The following is a 16620-nucleotide window of genomic DNA, read 5'->3' on the forward strand; positions in this document are numbered from 1 at the left end:
CAGCTGGAGCTCGTGGCTCCAGAAGTCGTAGCGCGAGAAGGCCGTATTGTTTTCGCTGAAGCTGTCATTGGGCAGGTTGAGCGACCCGTCGGCGTTGCTGAACGGCGGATGCGCGCCGGCATCGGCGTCCGAATTCGCCGTGCCGCCGACGCGGCTGAAGCCGGCGATATACGCGGCCTCGATATGATCGGAAATGTCGTACGTCATGTTCGACCGTACGCTCCACGAATAGCGATCGGTCTGTGGCGCGGTATCGGCCAGCGTCGACCAGAATTTCTGGCCCGCGCGCGGGGTCTGGAAGAGGCTCTGAATGGGCGAGCCGGTGTCCTTGTAATATTCGCCCGACAGGTTCCACTTGAAGCGCCCGAGGTTCCACAGCGCCGAGACACGCGCCGACTTCTGGTCGCCGGCATAATATTTGGTGCCGCCGGTGACATAGGCGGAACGGTTGACGCCCGGCACGTTGGGCGCCTGCTGGTAATCGATATAGCCGTCATGCCGATCGGTAACGAAGGCCGCGCGCACCGCGAGATTGTCGGTAACCGGGATGTTGATCATCCCGCGCGTGCCGAAGCGGTTGTAGCTGCCGCCGACCGCCTCGATGCTGGCGTGGAAACCGTCGAGCTGCGGCTTGGCGGTGATCAGGCTGACCGCGCCGACGGTCGCGTTGCGGCCGAACAGCGTGCCCTGCGGGCCGCGCAGCACTTCGACGCGCTCCATGTCGTACATCAGCACCGATGCGCCCTGCGCACGCGGCGAATAGATGCCGTCGACATAGATCGCGACTTCGGGGTCGGCGACTTCGGTATAGGCGGCGTCGTTGCCGATACCGCGCAGCGTCAGCAGGATCGCGCCTTGGTCGCCCTGCTGCGCGAAGTGCAGGCTTGGCACGTAATTGGCAAGCCCGGTCACGTCGCGAACCTGCTGCCGGTCGAGCGTCGCCTGGCTGAACGCGGAGATCGCGATCGGGGTCTTCTGGAGGCTGGTCTCGCGCTTCGTCGCGGTCACCACGATATCCTGGAGCTGGCCCGAATCGCCTGTCGCGTCCGACGGCTGCGCGGCAGGCGTTGGTCCGGCGGGGGTCGCGCTAGGCTGCGTCGCGGAATCCGCTTGCGCGTGCGCGGCGGATGAAAACACCAGTACGGCGGCGAGCGCGGTGCTCGCGGCAAGTATCTGCCGAGTCATTAGAAATCCTCCCAAAATCGCACGTCTTTCACGAGCTTGAGGGCGCCAAGAGCAAACCGCGCGCGCTGTGTCAAAACATTTCTGACATCGATGTCGAAAAATTGACATCGATGTCGAGCGCGGGCGCGGTCCGATCGGCGGCGTGGGTGCGCAGTGGAGCGGGCGAACTCGGTCTGACGGGCAGGGAAGGGCGTTTCGCTCGCCCGACTGGGCGCGGGTCGCTTGGGCGGACGACGGTTAGCCCGGTGTGCGCGTGCCGGGCTCAGAGCCGGTCGCGGCGTTTTGCGGGCGGGGAGCAGCCTCTGCCGGAGATTGTCGGGCGGTTGTCACGGGCAATCCGCGCGCGGGGCTCGGCGATCAGCGCAGAGCGACGGGCGACGTCATGCCGGCTCCACGACGCGCAGCATCGCGACGGCGGCGAGCGCCATCACCACCGCGGCGAACGCCATCGTCCAGATCGGATCGCCCGGGAAGAACGCCTGCATGATCGACCCCATCACCGTCGCGACGAGCAGTTGCGGCACGACGACGAAGACGTTGAACAGCCCCATATAGATGCCGAGCTTGCGCTGCGGCAGATGCGAGGCGAGGATCGCATAGGGCATTGCGAGGATCGACGCCCAGGCGATGCCGATGCCGATCTCGCTCAGCAGCAATGCGTGCGCATCGCGCAGCACCAGGAAGCTCGCATAGCCCGCCGTGCCGCACAGCAGCCCGACGACGTGCGTCCGCGCGGCGCCGATCCGCTTCGCCAGGAAGGGCAGCAGCGTCAGCGCGGCGACTGCGGCGACCGCGTTATAGGTGCCGAACAGCACGTCGACCCATTGCCCCGCCTCCTGGAAGCGCGGGCTGTCGCCGCGCGGCGCATCGAAGACATATTGCGCGACGACCGGACCGGTGTTGGTCCACATGATGAACAGCGCCGACCAGGTGAAGAACTGGACCAGCGCGAGTTTTTTCATCAGCGGCGGCATGCCGGCGAAATCGCCGACGATATGCCCGAGCATCGACGCCTTGCGCCCGCGCTTGGCGAGACCGATCGCGATGCTGCTCGCGACGCCGTACGCCGCGAGCAGGCCCGCCAGCAGGTACATCTCCTTGTGCAGACCGAAGCGGGAGACGCTCGCCGCGACGACCAGCCCGGCGGCGATCCACGCCGCGCACGCGCCATAGCCCCGCGCCGCAAGCAAGCGGATCGTGGCGCCGTCGTCATTACTCGGCGGCCCATCGAACGCCGCCATCTCCGCGGGGCTGTATTCGCGCGTCGTCACCACGGTCCACAGCACCGAGCCGAACAGCGCGATCCCGCCGAACCAGAATGACACCGTCACCGTGGCGGGAAGGGCGCCCGCGGGCGCGGCGTTCGAAACGCCGAAATATTCGAGGATATTGGGGAAGATCGACCCGACCACTGCGCCCGCCCCGATAAAGGCGGTCTGCACGGCATAGCCGACGCTATGCTGGTCCTTGCAAAGCATGTCTCCGACAAAGGCGCGGAACGGCTCCATCGAGATGTTGAGCGATGCGTCGAGCACCCACAGCATCACCGCCGCGAACAACAAAGGCTGCGCCAGCGGCATCGCCAGCAGCGCGAGCGCCGCCAGCACTGCGCCCGACAGGAAATACGGTCGCCTACGCCCGAGCCGTCCGAGCCAGGTGGTGTCCGACAAATGCCCGATGATCGGCTGGACCAGCAGGCCGGTCAGCGGCGCGGCGATCCACAAAGCCGGCAATTGCTCGATGCTCGAGCCGAGCGTCTGGAAGACGCGGCTCATATTGGCGTTCTGCAGCGCAAAGCCGATCTGGATGCCGAAGAACCCGAACGAGATGTTCCACAGTCCGGCGAGGGACTGGCGCGGCCGTTCGTTCAATGATCCACCCCTAGACTTTTCTCTTCTGTGGCTACGGCCTGGCCGCGAACGCGCGCTTAGTCGCCATGAATACGTATGCCGCTCGACGCGCGCACGACGAGCCGCGGCGGCAGGATCGCGGTCGCGGTGGTCTTGCCGCGGATCCGCGCGAGCAGCGTATCGACCAGGCACTCGCCCGCGAGGCGGTAATCCTGCGCGACGGTGGTGAGCGGCGGGTGCGCGAGTTGCGCCGCGGGCAGATCGTCGAACCCGACGATCGTGACGTCGCCGGGCACGTCGCACCCGGCCTCGGCGAGCGCGCGCATCGCGCCGATCGCGATCAGGTCGCTCGCCGCGAAGATCGCGTCGAAGTCGCGCGTGCGCTCGAGCAACGTCTTTGTCGCGTCGTGGCCCGATGCCTCGGTGGTGATGGCATCGACCTGCAGGATCGGATCGAGCGTGAGGCCGTGTTCGCGCAGCGCGTCGCCCAATCCGTGATAGCGATCGGCGAATTCGGGATAGCGGCTCGACGCTTCACCGAGGAACGCGATCCGCCGCGCGCCGCGATCGAGCAGGTGGCGCCCGGCGAGCAGCCCACCGAGCACATTGTCGCATCCCACCGTGGCGACATCGACCGCGCTCTTGCCGAGACTCGGCGTGATCGACCCCCAGCGCACGAAATGCGTGTTCTGCGCCACCAGCAGGTCGAGCCGCGCGCGATACTGCTCATAGTCGCCATAGCCGAGCAGGATCAGCCCGTCGGCCTTGCGGCTGTCCTCATAATCGACGTGCCAGTCGTCGGAGAGCTGCTGGAACGAGATCAGCAGATCATAGCCGCGCAAAGCGCAGGTCCGCGTGATCGACCCGAGCATCGCCAGGAAGAACGGGTTGATCAGCGAATCGTCGGGGGTCGGATCCTCGAAGAACAGCAAGGCGAGCGTGTTCGACTGGCCGCGCCGCAGGTTCGAGGCGTTCTTGTCGACCTTATAGTTCAATTGCCGCGCGATCGCCTCGATCCGCAGGCGCGTCGCCTCGCTCACCGTGGGGTCGCCGCGCAGTGCGCGCGAGACCGTCGGTTGCGACACGCCCGCGAGCGCCGCGATGTCGAAGGACGTCGGCTTGTCGTTCAGCGCCATCTCCGTGGCCGTTCCTCACCCTGAAGTGCGCCGAATGCGTCGGCGCCGGTTCTTGTATCCGACATACCGCGTTTTAGAAAAGCCGTACATCCGGGGGCCGTGAATACGTATGTCGGTCGCTTGGCTTTGCGACCCGCGCGGCGCAATCACGCCGCACAGATGCTCAACGCGCCGAAGACGCCGTGGAGCTCAAGGGGAGGATTGCAATGATCGCATCAACACGCCGCGGGGCGCAGCCGTTCCGCACGACCGTTTCGGCCGGCACCAGCATCGCAGCGCTCGGCGCCGCACTGATGCTCGGCACCGCCGCGCACGCCCAGACCTCGCCAGCGCCCGCCGCCGACGCGCCCGTCGCGACGCAGGATGGCGACAAGGACATCGTCGTCACCGGCTTCCGCGCGGCGCTGCGCAGCGCGACCGCCAAGAAGAAGAATTCCGAGACGGTCGTCGAATCGGTTTCGGCCGAGGATATCGGCAAGCTCCCCGACAACGGCATCGGCGAGTCGATCGCGCGCCTGCCGGGCATCTCGGCGCAGCGCAACGGCGGCCGCGCCAACATCATCTCGATCCGCGGCTTCGGTCCCGATTTCTCGAGCACGACGCTCAACGGTCGTCAGCAGACCACGACCAACGACAGCCGCGCGGTCGAATTCGACCAATATCCTTCGGAAATCCTGGCCGGCGTCGACGTCTACAAGACCGCCGAGGCCGATCACACCGCCGGCGGCCTGGTCGGCAGCATCGACCTGCGCACGATCCGTCCGCTCGACGTCAGCAAGCGGATCATCGCGGTCGGCGCACGCGGCACCTATACCGGTGACAAGCTCGACCCCAATGCGAGCAACGCCGGCTATCGCGCCTATGCGACCTTCGTCGACAAGTTCGCCGACGACCGGATCGGCGTCGCCTTCTCGGCGGCCTATACCGACGAGCCGTACCAGACCGACGATTTCAACGCCTGGGGGTTCGGCAGCTATCCGGGCGGGGCGCAGGGCATGAACGGCATCAAGACCTGGGTCGAGACCGACAAACTCAAGCGCTTCGGCGCCAACGCCACCGTCCAGGGCCAAGTGGACGACAATCTGCGCGTCACGATCGACGGCTTCTATTCGCACTTCATCGACCGGGTCGACCAGCGCGGGTTCGAGATGCCGTTCAACTGCGGCGGCGGGTGCGGCCATGACGCGATTTCGAATGTCACGGCGACCAACGGCCTGGTGACGGGTGCGACGATCGCGGGCACCCCGCTGATCGAGAATTATGCCAATGACCGCGTTGCCGACCAGTACGCATTCGGCGTCAACGGCGCATGGGATAACCATGACGGTTGGCACGCGCTCGCCGACTTCAGCTGGTCGCGCACCGACCGCACCGACGAGGCGCTGCAATCGACCGCCGGCCTCGGCCGCGCATTGCCGAATTCGACCGCGGTGGTGTCGTACAAGACGACGCCGACCGGGCCGCAATTCACCAGCAACTATAACGGCACCAGCTCGGCGCTGGTGCTGACCGACGTCGAAGGTTGGAGCGGTTCGCCGGTCCAGGCGGGCTACGACAACCTCCGTCGCACCAAGGACGATCTGATCGAGGCGCGCGGCGAGATCGAGCGCGACATCGGCGGCTTGCTCAAGTCGATCAAGGCGGGCGTTGACTATACCACGCGCACCAAGACGCTCAGCGCGACCGAGGGCTATCTCAGCCCGCCGAACGGCGCGCTGACCGCCGCGATCCCGACGAACCTGCTGCTGCCGTCGGTCACGCTCGATCGCGGTCTCGGGTCGATCATCGCCTACGACCCGCGCAAGCTCGTCTCGAGCGGTACGCTCGTCTACAACGCCAACCCGTTCGGCGCGAGCAAGGGCTATGGCATCGAAGAGAATGTCGTGACGCCCTACGCCATGGCGAAGCTCGACGGGCATTTCGGCACGGCCGTGCTGACCGGCAATATCGGCGTCCAGGCGATGCACACCGACGTCACCTCGAGCGGTCAGGCCTTCGCGACCGTCAAGGACTCGTACTGGATGGTGCTGCCGAGCGCGAACCTCAATTTGCGCACCGCAGGCGACTTCGTCATCCGCGCGGCGGCATCGAAGGAAATGATGCGCCCGCGCCTGCCCGATCTCAACAACGTGATCACCTACGGGGTCGACACGACGCGTTCGCCGATCATCTTTTCGGGCAGCGGCGGCAACCCGCGGTTGAAGCCCTATGAGGCCTGGGCGTTCGACTTCAACGTCGAGAAGTATTTCGGCACCAAGGGCTATGTCGCGCTGCAGCTGTTCTACAAGGACATCACGACGTACATCGCGAGCGGCTTCACCGACACGTTCAACTATACCGGCTTCGCGCCCGTCCCCGGCACCCAGCCAGCGACGCCGGTCGGCATCCTGTTCAGCAACGTCAACACGCATGGTGGCCATGTCTATGGCGCCGAGGTCGCGGGCACGCTGCCGTTCGACGTCTTCTCCTCGGCCTTGTCGGGCTTCGGCATCACCGGTGGCGGCGGCTATACCGACACCAAGGTGAAGGACTTCAACGGCGCCGACACGACGATCCCGGGCTATTCGAAGTGGGTCGCGAGCATGACCGCCTTCTACGAGAAGAACGGCATCAACATCCGCGGCAGCGCGCGCTATCGCTCGTCCTATCTCGGCGACTTCGCGCTCTACAGCGGTGGCCTCGATCGCCAGAACGTGCTCGGCGAGACGATCTACGATGCGCAGGTCGGCTATGACTTCCAGGATACATCGGCGCTGCACGGCCTGTCGCTCTATGTGCAGGGCCAGAACCTGAGCAACACGCGCTCGGCGACGCTGGGCACGGCGGATCCTTTGTCGTACCTCAAATATCAGAGCTATGGGCGGCGCTACGTCGCCGGGTTTACGTACAAGTTCTGATACCCATGACGCGCCCTGCTGCTGGTTGGCAGGGCGCGGCGTTGCGAAGGCCGGACATGCGCGACCCTGCTGCTCTCAATATCGTGATCGCCGGCGGCGGGACAGCGGGATGGATGGCGGCCGCCACTTTCGCCCGCTTTCTGGGCAACACTGCGTCGATCACGCTGGTCGAATCGGATGCGATCGGCATCGTCGGCGTCGGCGAGGCGACGATCCCGCAGATCCACAATCTGCTGATCGGGCTGGGGATCGATCAGGCTGATTTCCTGCGGCGCACCAATGCCAGCTTCAAGCTCGGCATCGAGTTCGCCGACTGGCTGCGGCCGGGGCAGTCCTACATCCACAGCTTCGGGCAGGTCGGGCGCGGGGTCGGGCTGATCCCGTTCCGGCAGCTGTGGCTGCGCGCGCAGGCGCTCGGCGTCGCGGGTGACTATGGCGATTACAGCGTCAATGTCGCGGCGGCGCGGCTCGGGTGCTTCGCGATTGGCGAGGGGCAGGGGGGCAAGCTGCCCGATCTTGCTTATGCCTATCATCTCGACGCGACGCTGTTCGCGCAGATGCTGCGCGACTATGCCGAGGAGCGCGGCGTAACGCGGATCGAGGGGAAGATCGCGTCGGTCGAACGCGACGGCGATACCGGCGACATCCGTGCGCTCAAGCTCGATGGCGAACGGCGCATTGCCGGCAACCTGTTCATCGACTGCACCGGTTTCCGCAGCCTGTTGCTCGGCGATGCCCTCGGCGTGGCGTTCGACGACTGGAGCGCCATGCTGCCGTGCGACACCGCGCTCGCCGTGCCGAGCCAGACGCGGGCGGCGCTCGATCCCTATACCCGATCCACCGCCCGCGCCGCCGGATGGCAGTGGCGTATCCCGTTGCAGCACCGCACCGGCAACGGGCACGTCTTCTGCTCGTATTTCACTTCGGTCGATGAGGCGAGCGCGCTGCTGCTCGCCAATCTCGATGGCCCCGCGCTCGCCGATCCGCGGCCGATCCGCTTCACCACCGGGCGTCGGCAGACGCCGTGGTCGCACAATTGCGTCGCCCTGGGGCTGGCGGCGGGGTTCATGGAGCCGCTCGAATCGACGAGCATCCACCTCGTCCAGTCGGGGATCGGACGGCTGCTGAATCTGCTGTCGCACGACCTTTCCGATGTCGCCGCGGCGCGCGCGTCGTTCAATCGCCTGTCCGAAATCGAATGGCGGCGCGTGCGCGATTTCCTGCTGCTGCATTATGTCGCCAACGCGCGCGTCGGCGAGCCGTTCTGGGACCATTGCCGCTCAATCCCCCTCCCCGACACGCTCGCCGAGAAGATCGCGATCTTCCGCGAAACGGGCGGCTTCATGCGCGAGGAGGACGAGCTCTTCCTTGACGACAGCTGGGGGCAGGTGATGCTCGGCCAGGGCATCGCCCCGCGCGCCTGGTCGCTGCTCGCCGACAATGTCGCGGCGGCGGAGATCGGCCCGTTCCTCGCCTCGCTCGGCCAAGCGTGCGCGCTGAAAGCCCAATCCCTGCCGCGCCACCGCGATTTCATCGCGGCGATGCTGAAGACCAAGACGGAGCAATACGCATGATCGCGGCGCTTGCCATCCTGCTGGCGGCCGCCGCCGCCCCGCCGCCTGCGGTGCCTGCTCCCCCGCCAGCGCCGAGCTATCGCGAGCGCCTGCCGCAGGACGAGGTGATCTATTTCGCGCTGCCCGACCGCTTCGACAATGCCGATCCGTCCAACGACCGCGGCGGCCTCAGCGGCGACCGGACCAGGACGGGCTACGATCCGACCGCCAAGGGCTTCTATCATGGCGGCGACCTCAAGGGCCTGACCCGGCGGCTCGACTATATCCAGGGGCTCGGCGCGACCGCGCTGTGGGTCGGCCCGGTGTTCAAGAACAAGCCGGTGCAGGGCGCCAAGGGCGCGGAGTCGGCGGGCTATCACGGCTATTGGATCACCGACTTCACGCAGGTCGACCCGCATCTCGGCAGCAACGCCGATTTCAAGGCGCTGGTCGATGCGGCGCATGCGCGCGGGATGAAGGTCTATATGGACATCATCATCAACCACACCGCCGACGTGATCAAATATCGCGAGTGCGTGCCCGACCAGTATTGCGCCTATCGCTCGCGCGCGGACCATCCCTACACGCGCCGCGGCGGGCTGACCGGTGCGCCGATCAACCCGGGCTTCGCTGGCGAGGGCGACGGGAGTGCTGCGAATTTCGCGCGGCTGACCGATCCGAACTACGCCTATACGCCGTATATCCCCGCAGGCGAGGCCAAGGCCAAGACCCCGGCCTGGCTCAACGACGTCACGCTCTACCACAACCGCGGCGATTCGACCTTCGCGGGCGAGAGTTCGACGCTCGGCGATTTCTCCGGGCTCGACGATCTGATGACCGAGAACCCGCGCGTCGTGACGGGCATGATCCAGATCTTCGGCGACTGGATCGACCGCTTCGGCGTGGACGGCTTCCGCATCGACACCGCGCAGCACGTCAATCCGGAATTCTGGCAGGCGTTCGTGCCCGCGATGAAGGCGCGCGCCGCCGCCAGGGGGATCCCCAACTTCCACATCTTCGGCGAGGTTTCGACCGGCGACATGGACCCCGCGCGGCTCGCCGAGCATACCCGCGTCGACGGCTTGCCCGCAGTGCTCGACTTCGCCTTCCGCCGCGCGGTGATCGATACCGTCGGCGGCAATGCTGGCACCGAGGAACTCAACCGCCTGTTCTTCGCCGATCCGCTCTACGAAGGCGGCGCGGCGGCGGCGCAGCAGCTGCCGACCTTCCTCGGCAATCACGACAACGGCCGCTTCGCCTTGTTCGTCAAGAAAGGCTTCCCGCAGGCGAGCGACGCCGAGCTGCTCAAGCGCGTGATCCTCGGCCATGCGATGCTGCTGACGCTGCGCGGCGTGCCGACGATCTATTCGGGCGACGAGCAGGGCTTCGTCGGCACCGGCGGCGACCAGGATGCGCGCGAGGACATGTTCGCGAGCAAGGTCGCAAGCTACAATGCCAACCATCTGCTCGGCACGACCAAGACGACCGCGACCGACAGCTTCGATCCCGCGCATCCGTTGTACCGCGCGATCGCCACGCTCGCGAAGCTGCGCGTCGAGCTGCCGGCGCTGCGCCGCGGCAAGCAGGTGCTGCGCGCCTATGGCGACAAGCCCGGCCTGTTCGCGGTCTCGCGCTTCGACCCGGCAACCGGGCGCGAAGTGCTGCTCGCGTTCAACACCTCGACCGCGCCGATCGACGCGCACGTGCTGGTCGAGACGCGCTCGACCGCCTTCACCGCGCGCCACGGCCAATGCCCCGCCACGCCGGGGGCGCCCGGCAGCCTCGCGCTCGCCATTCCTCCCCTCGATTATGTGATCTGCACCGCGCAATGAGCACCCGTCCGATCGACCCGTCCCCCGCTCCCGCCGAAGCCCCTGATTGGTGGCGCGGCGCGGCGATCTACCAGATCTATCCGCGCAGCTTCGCCGATTCGAACGACGACGGGATCGGCGATCTCCCCGGGATCACCGCGCATCTCGATCATGTCGCAGCACTCGGTGTCGACGGCATCTGGCTGTCGCCCTTCTTCGCCTCGCCGATGAAGGATTTCGGCTATGACGTCGCCGATTATCGCGCGGTCGACCCGATCTTCGGCACGCTCGCCGATTTCGACGCGATGGTCGCGCGCGCGCATGCGCTCGGGCTCAAGGTGATCATCGACCAGGTCTATTCGCACACCTCGGACGAGCACGCTTGGTTCACCGAAAGCCGCGCCGACCGGCACAATCCCAAGGCCGACTGGTACGTCTGGGCCGACGCCAAGCCCGACGGCTCGCCGCCCAACAATTGGCAGTCGGTATTCGGCGGCCCGGCCTGGACCTGGGATGCGCGCCGCGGGCAATATTACATGCACAATTTCCTGAGCGCACAGCCGCAGCTCAATCTGCACTCGCTGGCGGCGCAGGATGCGGTGCTCGACGTCGCGCGCTTCTGGCTCGATCGCGGCGTCGACGGGTTCCGCATCGACGCGATCAACTTCGCGATGTGCGACCCCGAACTGCGCGACAACCCGCCCGCGCCCGACACCAACGGCGTGCGCACGCGGTCGTTCGATTTCCAGCTCCACGTCCACAACCAGTCGCACCCCGACATTCCGCTGTTCCTCGAACGGCTGCGCGCGCTGACCGATCGCTATGACGGCATCTTCACCGTGGCCGAGGTCGGCGGGGCGGATGCCGAGCCCGAGATGAAGGCGTTCACGCGCGGCGAGCAGCGGCTCAACAGCGCGTACGGCTTCAACTTCCTCTATGCGCCGACGCTGACCCCGGCGCTGGTGCGCGACGCGGTCGAGCAATGGCCCGATGTGCCCGAGATGGGCTGGCCGAGTTGGGCGTTCGAGAATCACGACGCGCCGCGCGCGCTGTCGCGCTGGGCGGGGCCGGACGGGATGGCCGCTTTCGCACGCCTCAAGCTGCTGCTGCTGATCGCGCTGCGCGGCAACATCTTTCTGTATCAGGGCGAAGAGCTCGGCCTGACGCAGGTCGACGTGCCCTTCGACCGGTTGCGGGATCCCGAGGCGATCGCCAACTGGCCGCTCACGCTCAGCCGCGACGGCGCGCGGACGCCGATGCCCTGGGCCGAAAGCGCGCCGCAGCTCGGCTTTTCGAGCGTCGAGCCGTGGCTCCCGCTCGGTCCCGACCATGCGGCGCTCGCGGTCGACCGGCAGGAGGCTGACCGGGACTCGATCCTCCAGCTGACGCGGCACCTGCTGCAGCTACGCGACGCCAACCCGGCGCTGCGCGGCGGGGACATTCGCGTGATCGAGGCGCGCGCCACGCTGCTCGTGTTCGAGCGCATCTCCGCCGAGCAGCATCTGCTCTGCATCTACAATATCGGACCCGACGCGATCGAGTGGCCGCCCGCCGATCGATCGCGCTGGACACATCTTGCGTCGGTCAACGACGTGCAGGCATGGCGTCTGGGCGGCTTTGCCGCCCTGATCGCGGAAAAGGGTATCCAATGACCTCCAAATATCTCCTGGCGATGGCCGTATCGCTGCTCGCCACCGCCACCGCCACTGCCGCCACGGCGCAGGACAAGCCCGCGCCCGCGGTCACCAACGAGACGATCAAGCCCCAGCCCGCCGCCGCGATCCCGAGCGCCAGCGCGACCTCGCCCGACGGCCGCATCCAGGTAACCGTCGCGACCGACGGCGAAGGCCATGCGACCTATGCGATCGTCCGCAAGGGCGAGACGATCGTCACCCCGTCGCGGCTCGGCTTCCTGTTCACCGACGCGCCCAAGCTCGACCGGCACCTCCACATCGTCTCGGTCAAGCGCGGCGCCGCCGACTCGACCTGGACCCAGCCATGGGGCGAGTGGCAGAGCATCCGCGACAACCACACCGAACTCCGCGTCCGCCTGCAGGAGAATGACGGCGCGCAGCGCATCCTCGACGTCGTGTTCCGGCTGCAGGACGATGGCGTCGGCTTCCGCTACGAATTCCCCGAACAGCCCAATCTCAAGACCATCAACATCGCCGAGGAGCTGACGCAGTTCGCCTTCGCCGAGGACGCGACCGCCTGGTGGAAGCCCGCGTTCGAATGGAATCGCGAGGAATATCTGTACAATCGCACCCCGCTGCGCGGCGTCGGCACCGCCGCCACGCCGATCACCTTGAAGCTCGCCAGCGGCACGCACGTCGCGCTGCACGAGGCGGCCTTGGTCGATTATGCCGGCATGGCGGTCGCCAAGGTCGGCGACAGCAATACGTTGAAGGCGGTGCTCACCCCCGGCGCCGGCGCGCCGAAGGTGACGCGTACCGGCCCGTTCACCACGCCGTGGCGCACGCTGATCATCGCCGACGACGCGCCGGGCCTGTACATGAGCCACCTCGAGCTCAACCTCAACGAGCCCAACAAGCTCGGCGACGTCAGCTGGGTCAAGCCCGGCAAGTTCGTCGGCGTGTGGTGGAACATGATCACCGGCAAATGGAGCTGGGCGACCGGGCCGAACCACGGCGCGACCACCGCGAAAGTGAAGACCTACATCGATTTCGCGAGCGCCAACAAGATTCCGGGCGTGCTGGTCGAGGGCTGGAACGTCGGCTGGGACGGCGACTGGTTCGGCAACGGCAACGCCATGCAGTTCGACCAGCCGACCCCCGATTTCGATGCCGCCGAACTCAAGCGCTACGCCAAGGCGAAGCATGTCTATCTGATCGGGCATAACGAGACCGGCGGTTCGGCGAGCCATTACGACAGCCAGCTCGACCGGTCGTTCGGCTATGCGCGCGACCACGGCATCCCGGTGATCAAGACGGGGTACGTCACCGACGCCGGCCAGATCGAGCGCGTCGATCCCGACGGCAGCCAGCACCGCGAATGGCACGAGGGGCAGTGGATGGTGAACCATTACCAGCGCGTCGTCACCACCGCGGCGAAATACCATGTCGCGATCGACAGCCACGAGCCGGTCAAGGATACGGGTCTGCGCCGCACCTATCCCAATTGGGTCGCGCGCGAGGGCTCGCGCGGGATGGAATATAACAGCTGGCCCGGCAAGAACCCGCCCGAGCATGAGGCCAACCTCGTCTTCACGCGGATGCTCGAGGGGCCGATGGATTTCACCCCCGGCGTGCTGAGCCTCAAGGGGTCGGACAATAGCGATCTGCTGTCGACCGAGGCGAAGCAATTGGCGCTCTACGTCGTGCTCTATTCGCCCGTCGTAATGGCGGCGGATACGCCCGAACATTATGCCGAGCATCGCGCCGCCTTCCAGTTCATCCACGACGTGCCGACCGACTGGTCCGACACGCGCGTGCTCAACGGCGAGGTCGGCGATTATGTGACGATCGCGCGCAAGGATCGGCGGTCGGCCGACTGGTATCTCGGCAGCGTCACCGACGAGAATGCGCGCACGCTGACGATCCCGCTCGACTTCCTCGACGCCGGGCGCAGCTACACCGCGCAAATCTATCGCGACGCGCCCGATGCCGATTACCGCACCGACAAGCGCCACGCGATGGTGATCGAGACGCGGACGCTGCGGCGTGGGGACACGCTCAGCCTGCCGCTCGCCCCCGGCGGCGGCGCGGCGGTGCGCTTCGTGGCGGGGAAGCGGTGATCCGCGCGCTGCTGGCGGCGCTGCTCGCGCTGGTCGCGACGATCGCGCCGGCGGCGGCGCAGGATGCCGGGCGCTTCGTCACGATCGCGGCGGCGCCTTCGGTCAATATCGTAGCCCCGCGCGTCACGATCTGGCTGCCGCCGGGGTACGACGCGGGGCGGCAGCGCTACGGCGTCGTCTATATGCACGACGGGCAGAATTTGTTCGATCGCAAGCGCTCGAGCTACGACAAGGTGTGGGCGGCGGACAGATCGGTGCTGCGGCTCGTCGCGGCGCACCGGATCGCGCCCGTCATCATCGTCGGCATCGATCAGCCGGGCGAAGCGCGCTATCGCCAATATTTTCCGAAGCGTTTGTACGCGATGGCGTCGCCCGGGCTGCAGGCCGATATCGACAGCTCGGCCAAGGGGCCGCTGACCGGCGATGCCTATCTGCGCTTCCTCACCGACGAGCTGAAGCCGCTGATCGACCGCAGCTATCGCACGCGCACCGACGCCGCGCATACCGCGGTGATCGGGTCGAGCATGGGCGGGCTGATCTCGTGCTACGCCTTTGTCGAGCGGCCCCAGGTGTTCGGCCGCGCGGGCTGCGTGTCGACGCACTGGCCGCTGACCTTCGGGCTCAAGCTCCTGCCAGGCGACGAACGCCCCGCGCTGTGGAAGGCGTATCTGACGCAGCATCTCAGCAAGCCGGCGGGGCGGCGGCTGTGGATGGATCATGGCGACCAGACGCTCGACGCATCCTATCCGCCGTTCCAGGCGCTGATCGACGCAGATCTCGTCGCGCTCGGGTGGCGGAAGGGCCGCGATTTCGAAAGCCGCGCCTATCCCGGCGCGGCGCACGAGGAAAACGCCTGGGCCGCGCGGATGGACGACATTCTCGGCTGGCTGCTGCGGTGACAGTGCCCAGGTCGGGGCAGGGGCCGGGCCGGATCGTCATCCTCGGCGGCGGGACGGCCGGGTGGATGGCGGCGAACCTGTTCGCCAACGCCTGGCCGGGTCGCGCGCAGGTGACGGTGGTCGAAAGCCCCGACATCGGCATCATCGGCGTCGGGGAAGGTTCGACGCCGCAATTGAAGGCGTTCTTCGACACGCTCGGCATCGCCGAAATCGCATGGATGCCCGCCTGCAACGCCACCTACAAGAACGGCATCGCGTTTCACGGCTGGTCGGACCGGCCGGGCTTCGAAAGCTACTTCCACCCCTTTCCCGGGCCGCTCGATCTCCACACCGCGCCCGCCTTCTTCGATGCGACGCGGCGGCGGCGCCACGGGCAGGATGTGTGGGCGCATCCCGATCGCTTCTTCCTGTCGTCGCGGCTTGCGGCGGCGCGGCTGTCCCCGATCGCGCCCGAGCATTTTCCGCTCGGGCCGTCCTACGGCTATCATTTCGATGCGCATCTGGTCGGCGCCTTCCTGCGCGATCATGCGGTCGGGCAGGGCGTGCGGCATCTCGAGCGGCGCATCGTCGAGGTCGCGGTCGCCGAGGGATCGGTCACGGATCTCGTCGCCGAGGGCGGCGAGCGGATCGCGGGCGACCTGTTCGTCGACGCCAGTGGGTTCCGCTCGGCGATCCACCAGGCCGCGCTCGGCGTACCCTTCCGCTCGTTCGGCGAGACCCTCTTCAACGACAGCGCGGTGGTGATGCCGACCCCGTCCGATCCGGGCGGCCGCGCCACCGCTACGCGGGCGACCGCGCTCGGCAACGGCTGGGTGTGGGACATTCCGCTCACCAGCCGGACGGGCAACGGCTATGTCTACGCCTCGCGCTATTGCGCGCGCGAGGAGGCGGAGCGCGACTTGCGCGCGCATCTCGGCGTGGGTGATGCCGGCACAGCGCGGCACCTGTCGATGAAGGTCGGGCGCGTCGCCGAGAGCTGGGTCAGCAACAGCCTCGCGATCGGGCTGGCGCAGGGGTTCATCGAACCGCTTGAGGCGACCGCGCTGCACATCGTCCAGGCAACCGTCGAAGGCTTCATCCGCGCCTGGAGCGCAGGCGGCTTCTCCCCGCAGAACCGCGCCGCGTTCAACGCCCGCATCGCCGCGCGCTATGACGGCATCCGCGACTATATCGTCGCGCATTATCGGATGAACGGCCGATCCGACACACCCTATTGGCGCGACAACGCCGCCAACACTGCGCTGTCGGACTCGCTCAAGGCGATCATCACGTGCTGGTTCACTGGCGGCGAACTCGAGGCCGAAATCGCCGCGCAGGGTATCGGCGGCTATTACAGCGCCCTGTCGTGGCACTGTCTGTTCGCCGGTTATGGCGCTTTCCCGCGGACCACGCCACACGCTCCTACGCCGGGTGCAGCCGACATGACCGGCATCGATGCCTTTCTGCGCCATGTCGCCCTCAATTTCGGCTAGCCGATCGCGCGGTCGGCGCGGCGCCGATGCTTCATCCTCGCGGCCGCGCCGTCGCGAACTCCG

10 protein-coding genes are annotated in these 16620 nt (G+C 67.0%); 7 read left to right on the top strand and 3 right to left on the bottom strand.

Annotation, left to right across the window (positions count from 1 at the left end; translation table 11 throughout):
• The 3 genes from RH90_RS13425 to RH90_RS13435 all read right to left on the bottom strand — a co-directional run.
• Window positions 1–1185: TonB-dependent receptor (locus RH90_RS13425; RefSeq protein WP_010186232.1), on the bottom strand; the 1185-nt coding region annotated here is incomplete at its 3' end.
• A gap of 380 nt (window positions 1186–1565) precedes the next feature.
• Window positions 1566–3056, bottom strand: coding sequence for an MFS transporter (locus tag RH90_RS13430; protein WP_010186233.1), 1491 nt, complete (start codon window positions 3054–3056; stop codon window positions 1566–1568).
• Between the two features lie 56 nt (window positions 3057–3112).
• Window positions 3113–4171, bottom strand: coding sequence for a LacI family DNA-binding transcriptional regulator (locus tag RH90_RS13435; protein WP_010186234.1), 1059 nt, complete (start codon window positions 4169–4171; stop codon window positions 3113–3115).
• Window positions 4172–4377: 206 nt separating this feature from the next.
• Here RH90_RS13435 and RH90_RS13440 point away from each other — a divergent pair, with 206 nt between their 5' ends.
• Genes RH90_RS13440 through RH90_RS13470 form a run of 7 tightly spaced genes read left to right on the top strand, consistent with a single transcriptional unit; the run spans window position 4378 to window position 16557 of the window.
• The gene (locus RH90_RS13440) at window positions 4378–7068 is read left to right on the top strand and encodes a TonB-dependent receptor (RefSeq protein ID WP_010186236.1); all 2691 of its coding nucleotides are present in this window, start codon (window positions 4378–4380) and stop codon (window positions 7066–7068) included.
• A 56-nt stretch (window positions 7069–7124) separates the two neighbouring features.
• A complete protein-coding gene (locus RH90_RS13445) occupies window positions 7125–8642 on the top strand; it encodes a tryptophan halogenase family protein (RefSeq protein ID WP_010186237.1) in 1518 nt (505 codons plus the stop codon).
• Window positions 8639–10453 carry an alpha-amylase family glycosyl hydrolase gene (locus tag RH90_RS13450; RefSeq protein WP_010186238.1) on the top strand — a complete coding sequence of 605 codons (1815 nt, stop codon included), beginning with the start codon at window positions 8639–8641 and terminating at the stop codon, window positions 10451–10453. The genes RH90_RS13445 and RH90_RS13450 overlap by 4 nt, the downstream gene beginning before the upstream one ends.
• Window positions 10450–12084, top strand: a complete 1635-nt coding sequence (locus RH90_RS13455) for an alpha-amylase family glycosyl hydrolase (protein WP_010186239.1) — start codon at window positions 10450–10452, stop codon at window positions 12082–12084. The genes RH90_RS13450 and RH90_RS13455 overlap by 4 nt, the downstream gene beginning before the upstream one ends.
• Window positions 12081–14186 carry a glycoside hydrolase family 97 protein gene (locus RH90_RS13460; RefSeq protein WP_010186240.1) on the top strand — a complete coding sequence of 702 codons (2106 nt, stop codon included), beginning with the start codon at window positions 12081–12083 and terminating at the stop codon, window positions 14184–14186. The genes RH90_RS13455 and RH90_RS13460 overlap by 4 nt, the downstream gene beginning before the upstream one ends.
• The gene (locus tag RH90_RS13465) at window positions 14183–15085 is read left to right on the top strand and encodes an alpha/beta hydrolase (protein WP_010186241.1); all 903 of its coding nucleotides are present in this window, start codon (window positions 14183–14185) and stop codon (window positions 15083–15085) included. Before RH90_RS13460 ends, RH90_RS13465 begins: the two co-directional genes overlap by 4 nt.
• Window positions 15082–16557, top strand: a complete 1476-nt coding sequence (locus tag RH90_RS13470; protein WP_029625313.1) for a tryptophan halogenase family protein — start codon at window positions 15082–15084, stop codon at window positions 16555–16557. The genes RH90_RS13465 and RH90_RS13470 overlap by 4 nt, the downstream gene beginning before the upstream one ends.
• Window positions 16558–16620 lie beyond the last annotated feature (63 nt).

Source organism: Sphingomonas sp. PAMC 26605, from assembly GCF_000241485.1.
Classification (GTDB): domain Bacteria; phylum Pseudomonadota; class Alphaproteobacteria; order Sphingomonadales; family Sphingomonadaceae; genus Sphingomonas.

Bases quoted from the DNA above. Each gene is read 5' to 3' on its own strand.
- RH90_RS13435 (WP_010186234.1), bottom strand. From the start codon at position 4,171: ATGGCGCTGAACGACAAGCCGACGTCCTTCGACATCGCGGCGCTCGCG.
- RH90_RS13440 (WP_010186236.1), top strand. From the start codon at position 4,378: ATGATCGCATCAACACGCCGCGGGGCGCAGCCGTTCCGCACGACCGTT.
- RH90_RS13445 (WP_010186237.1), top strand. From the start codon at position 7,125: ATGCGCGACCCTGCTGCTCTCAATATCGTGATCGCCGGCGGCGGGACA.
- RH90_RS13450 (WP_010186238.1), top strand. From the start codon at position 8,639: ATGATCGCGGCGCTTGCCATCCTGCTGGCGGCCGCCGCCGCCCCGCCG.
- RH90_RS13455 (WP_010186239.1), top strand. From the start codon at position 10,450: ATGAGCACCCGTCCGATCGACCCGTCCCCCGCTCCCGCCGAAGCCCCT.
- RH90_RS13460 (WP_010186240.1), top strand. From the start codon at position 12,081: ATGACCTCCAAATATCTCCTGGCGATGGCCGTATCGCTGCTCGCCACC.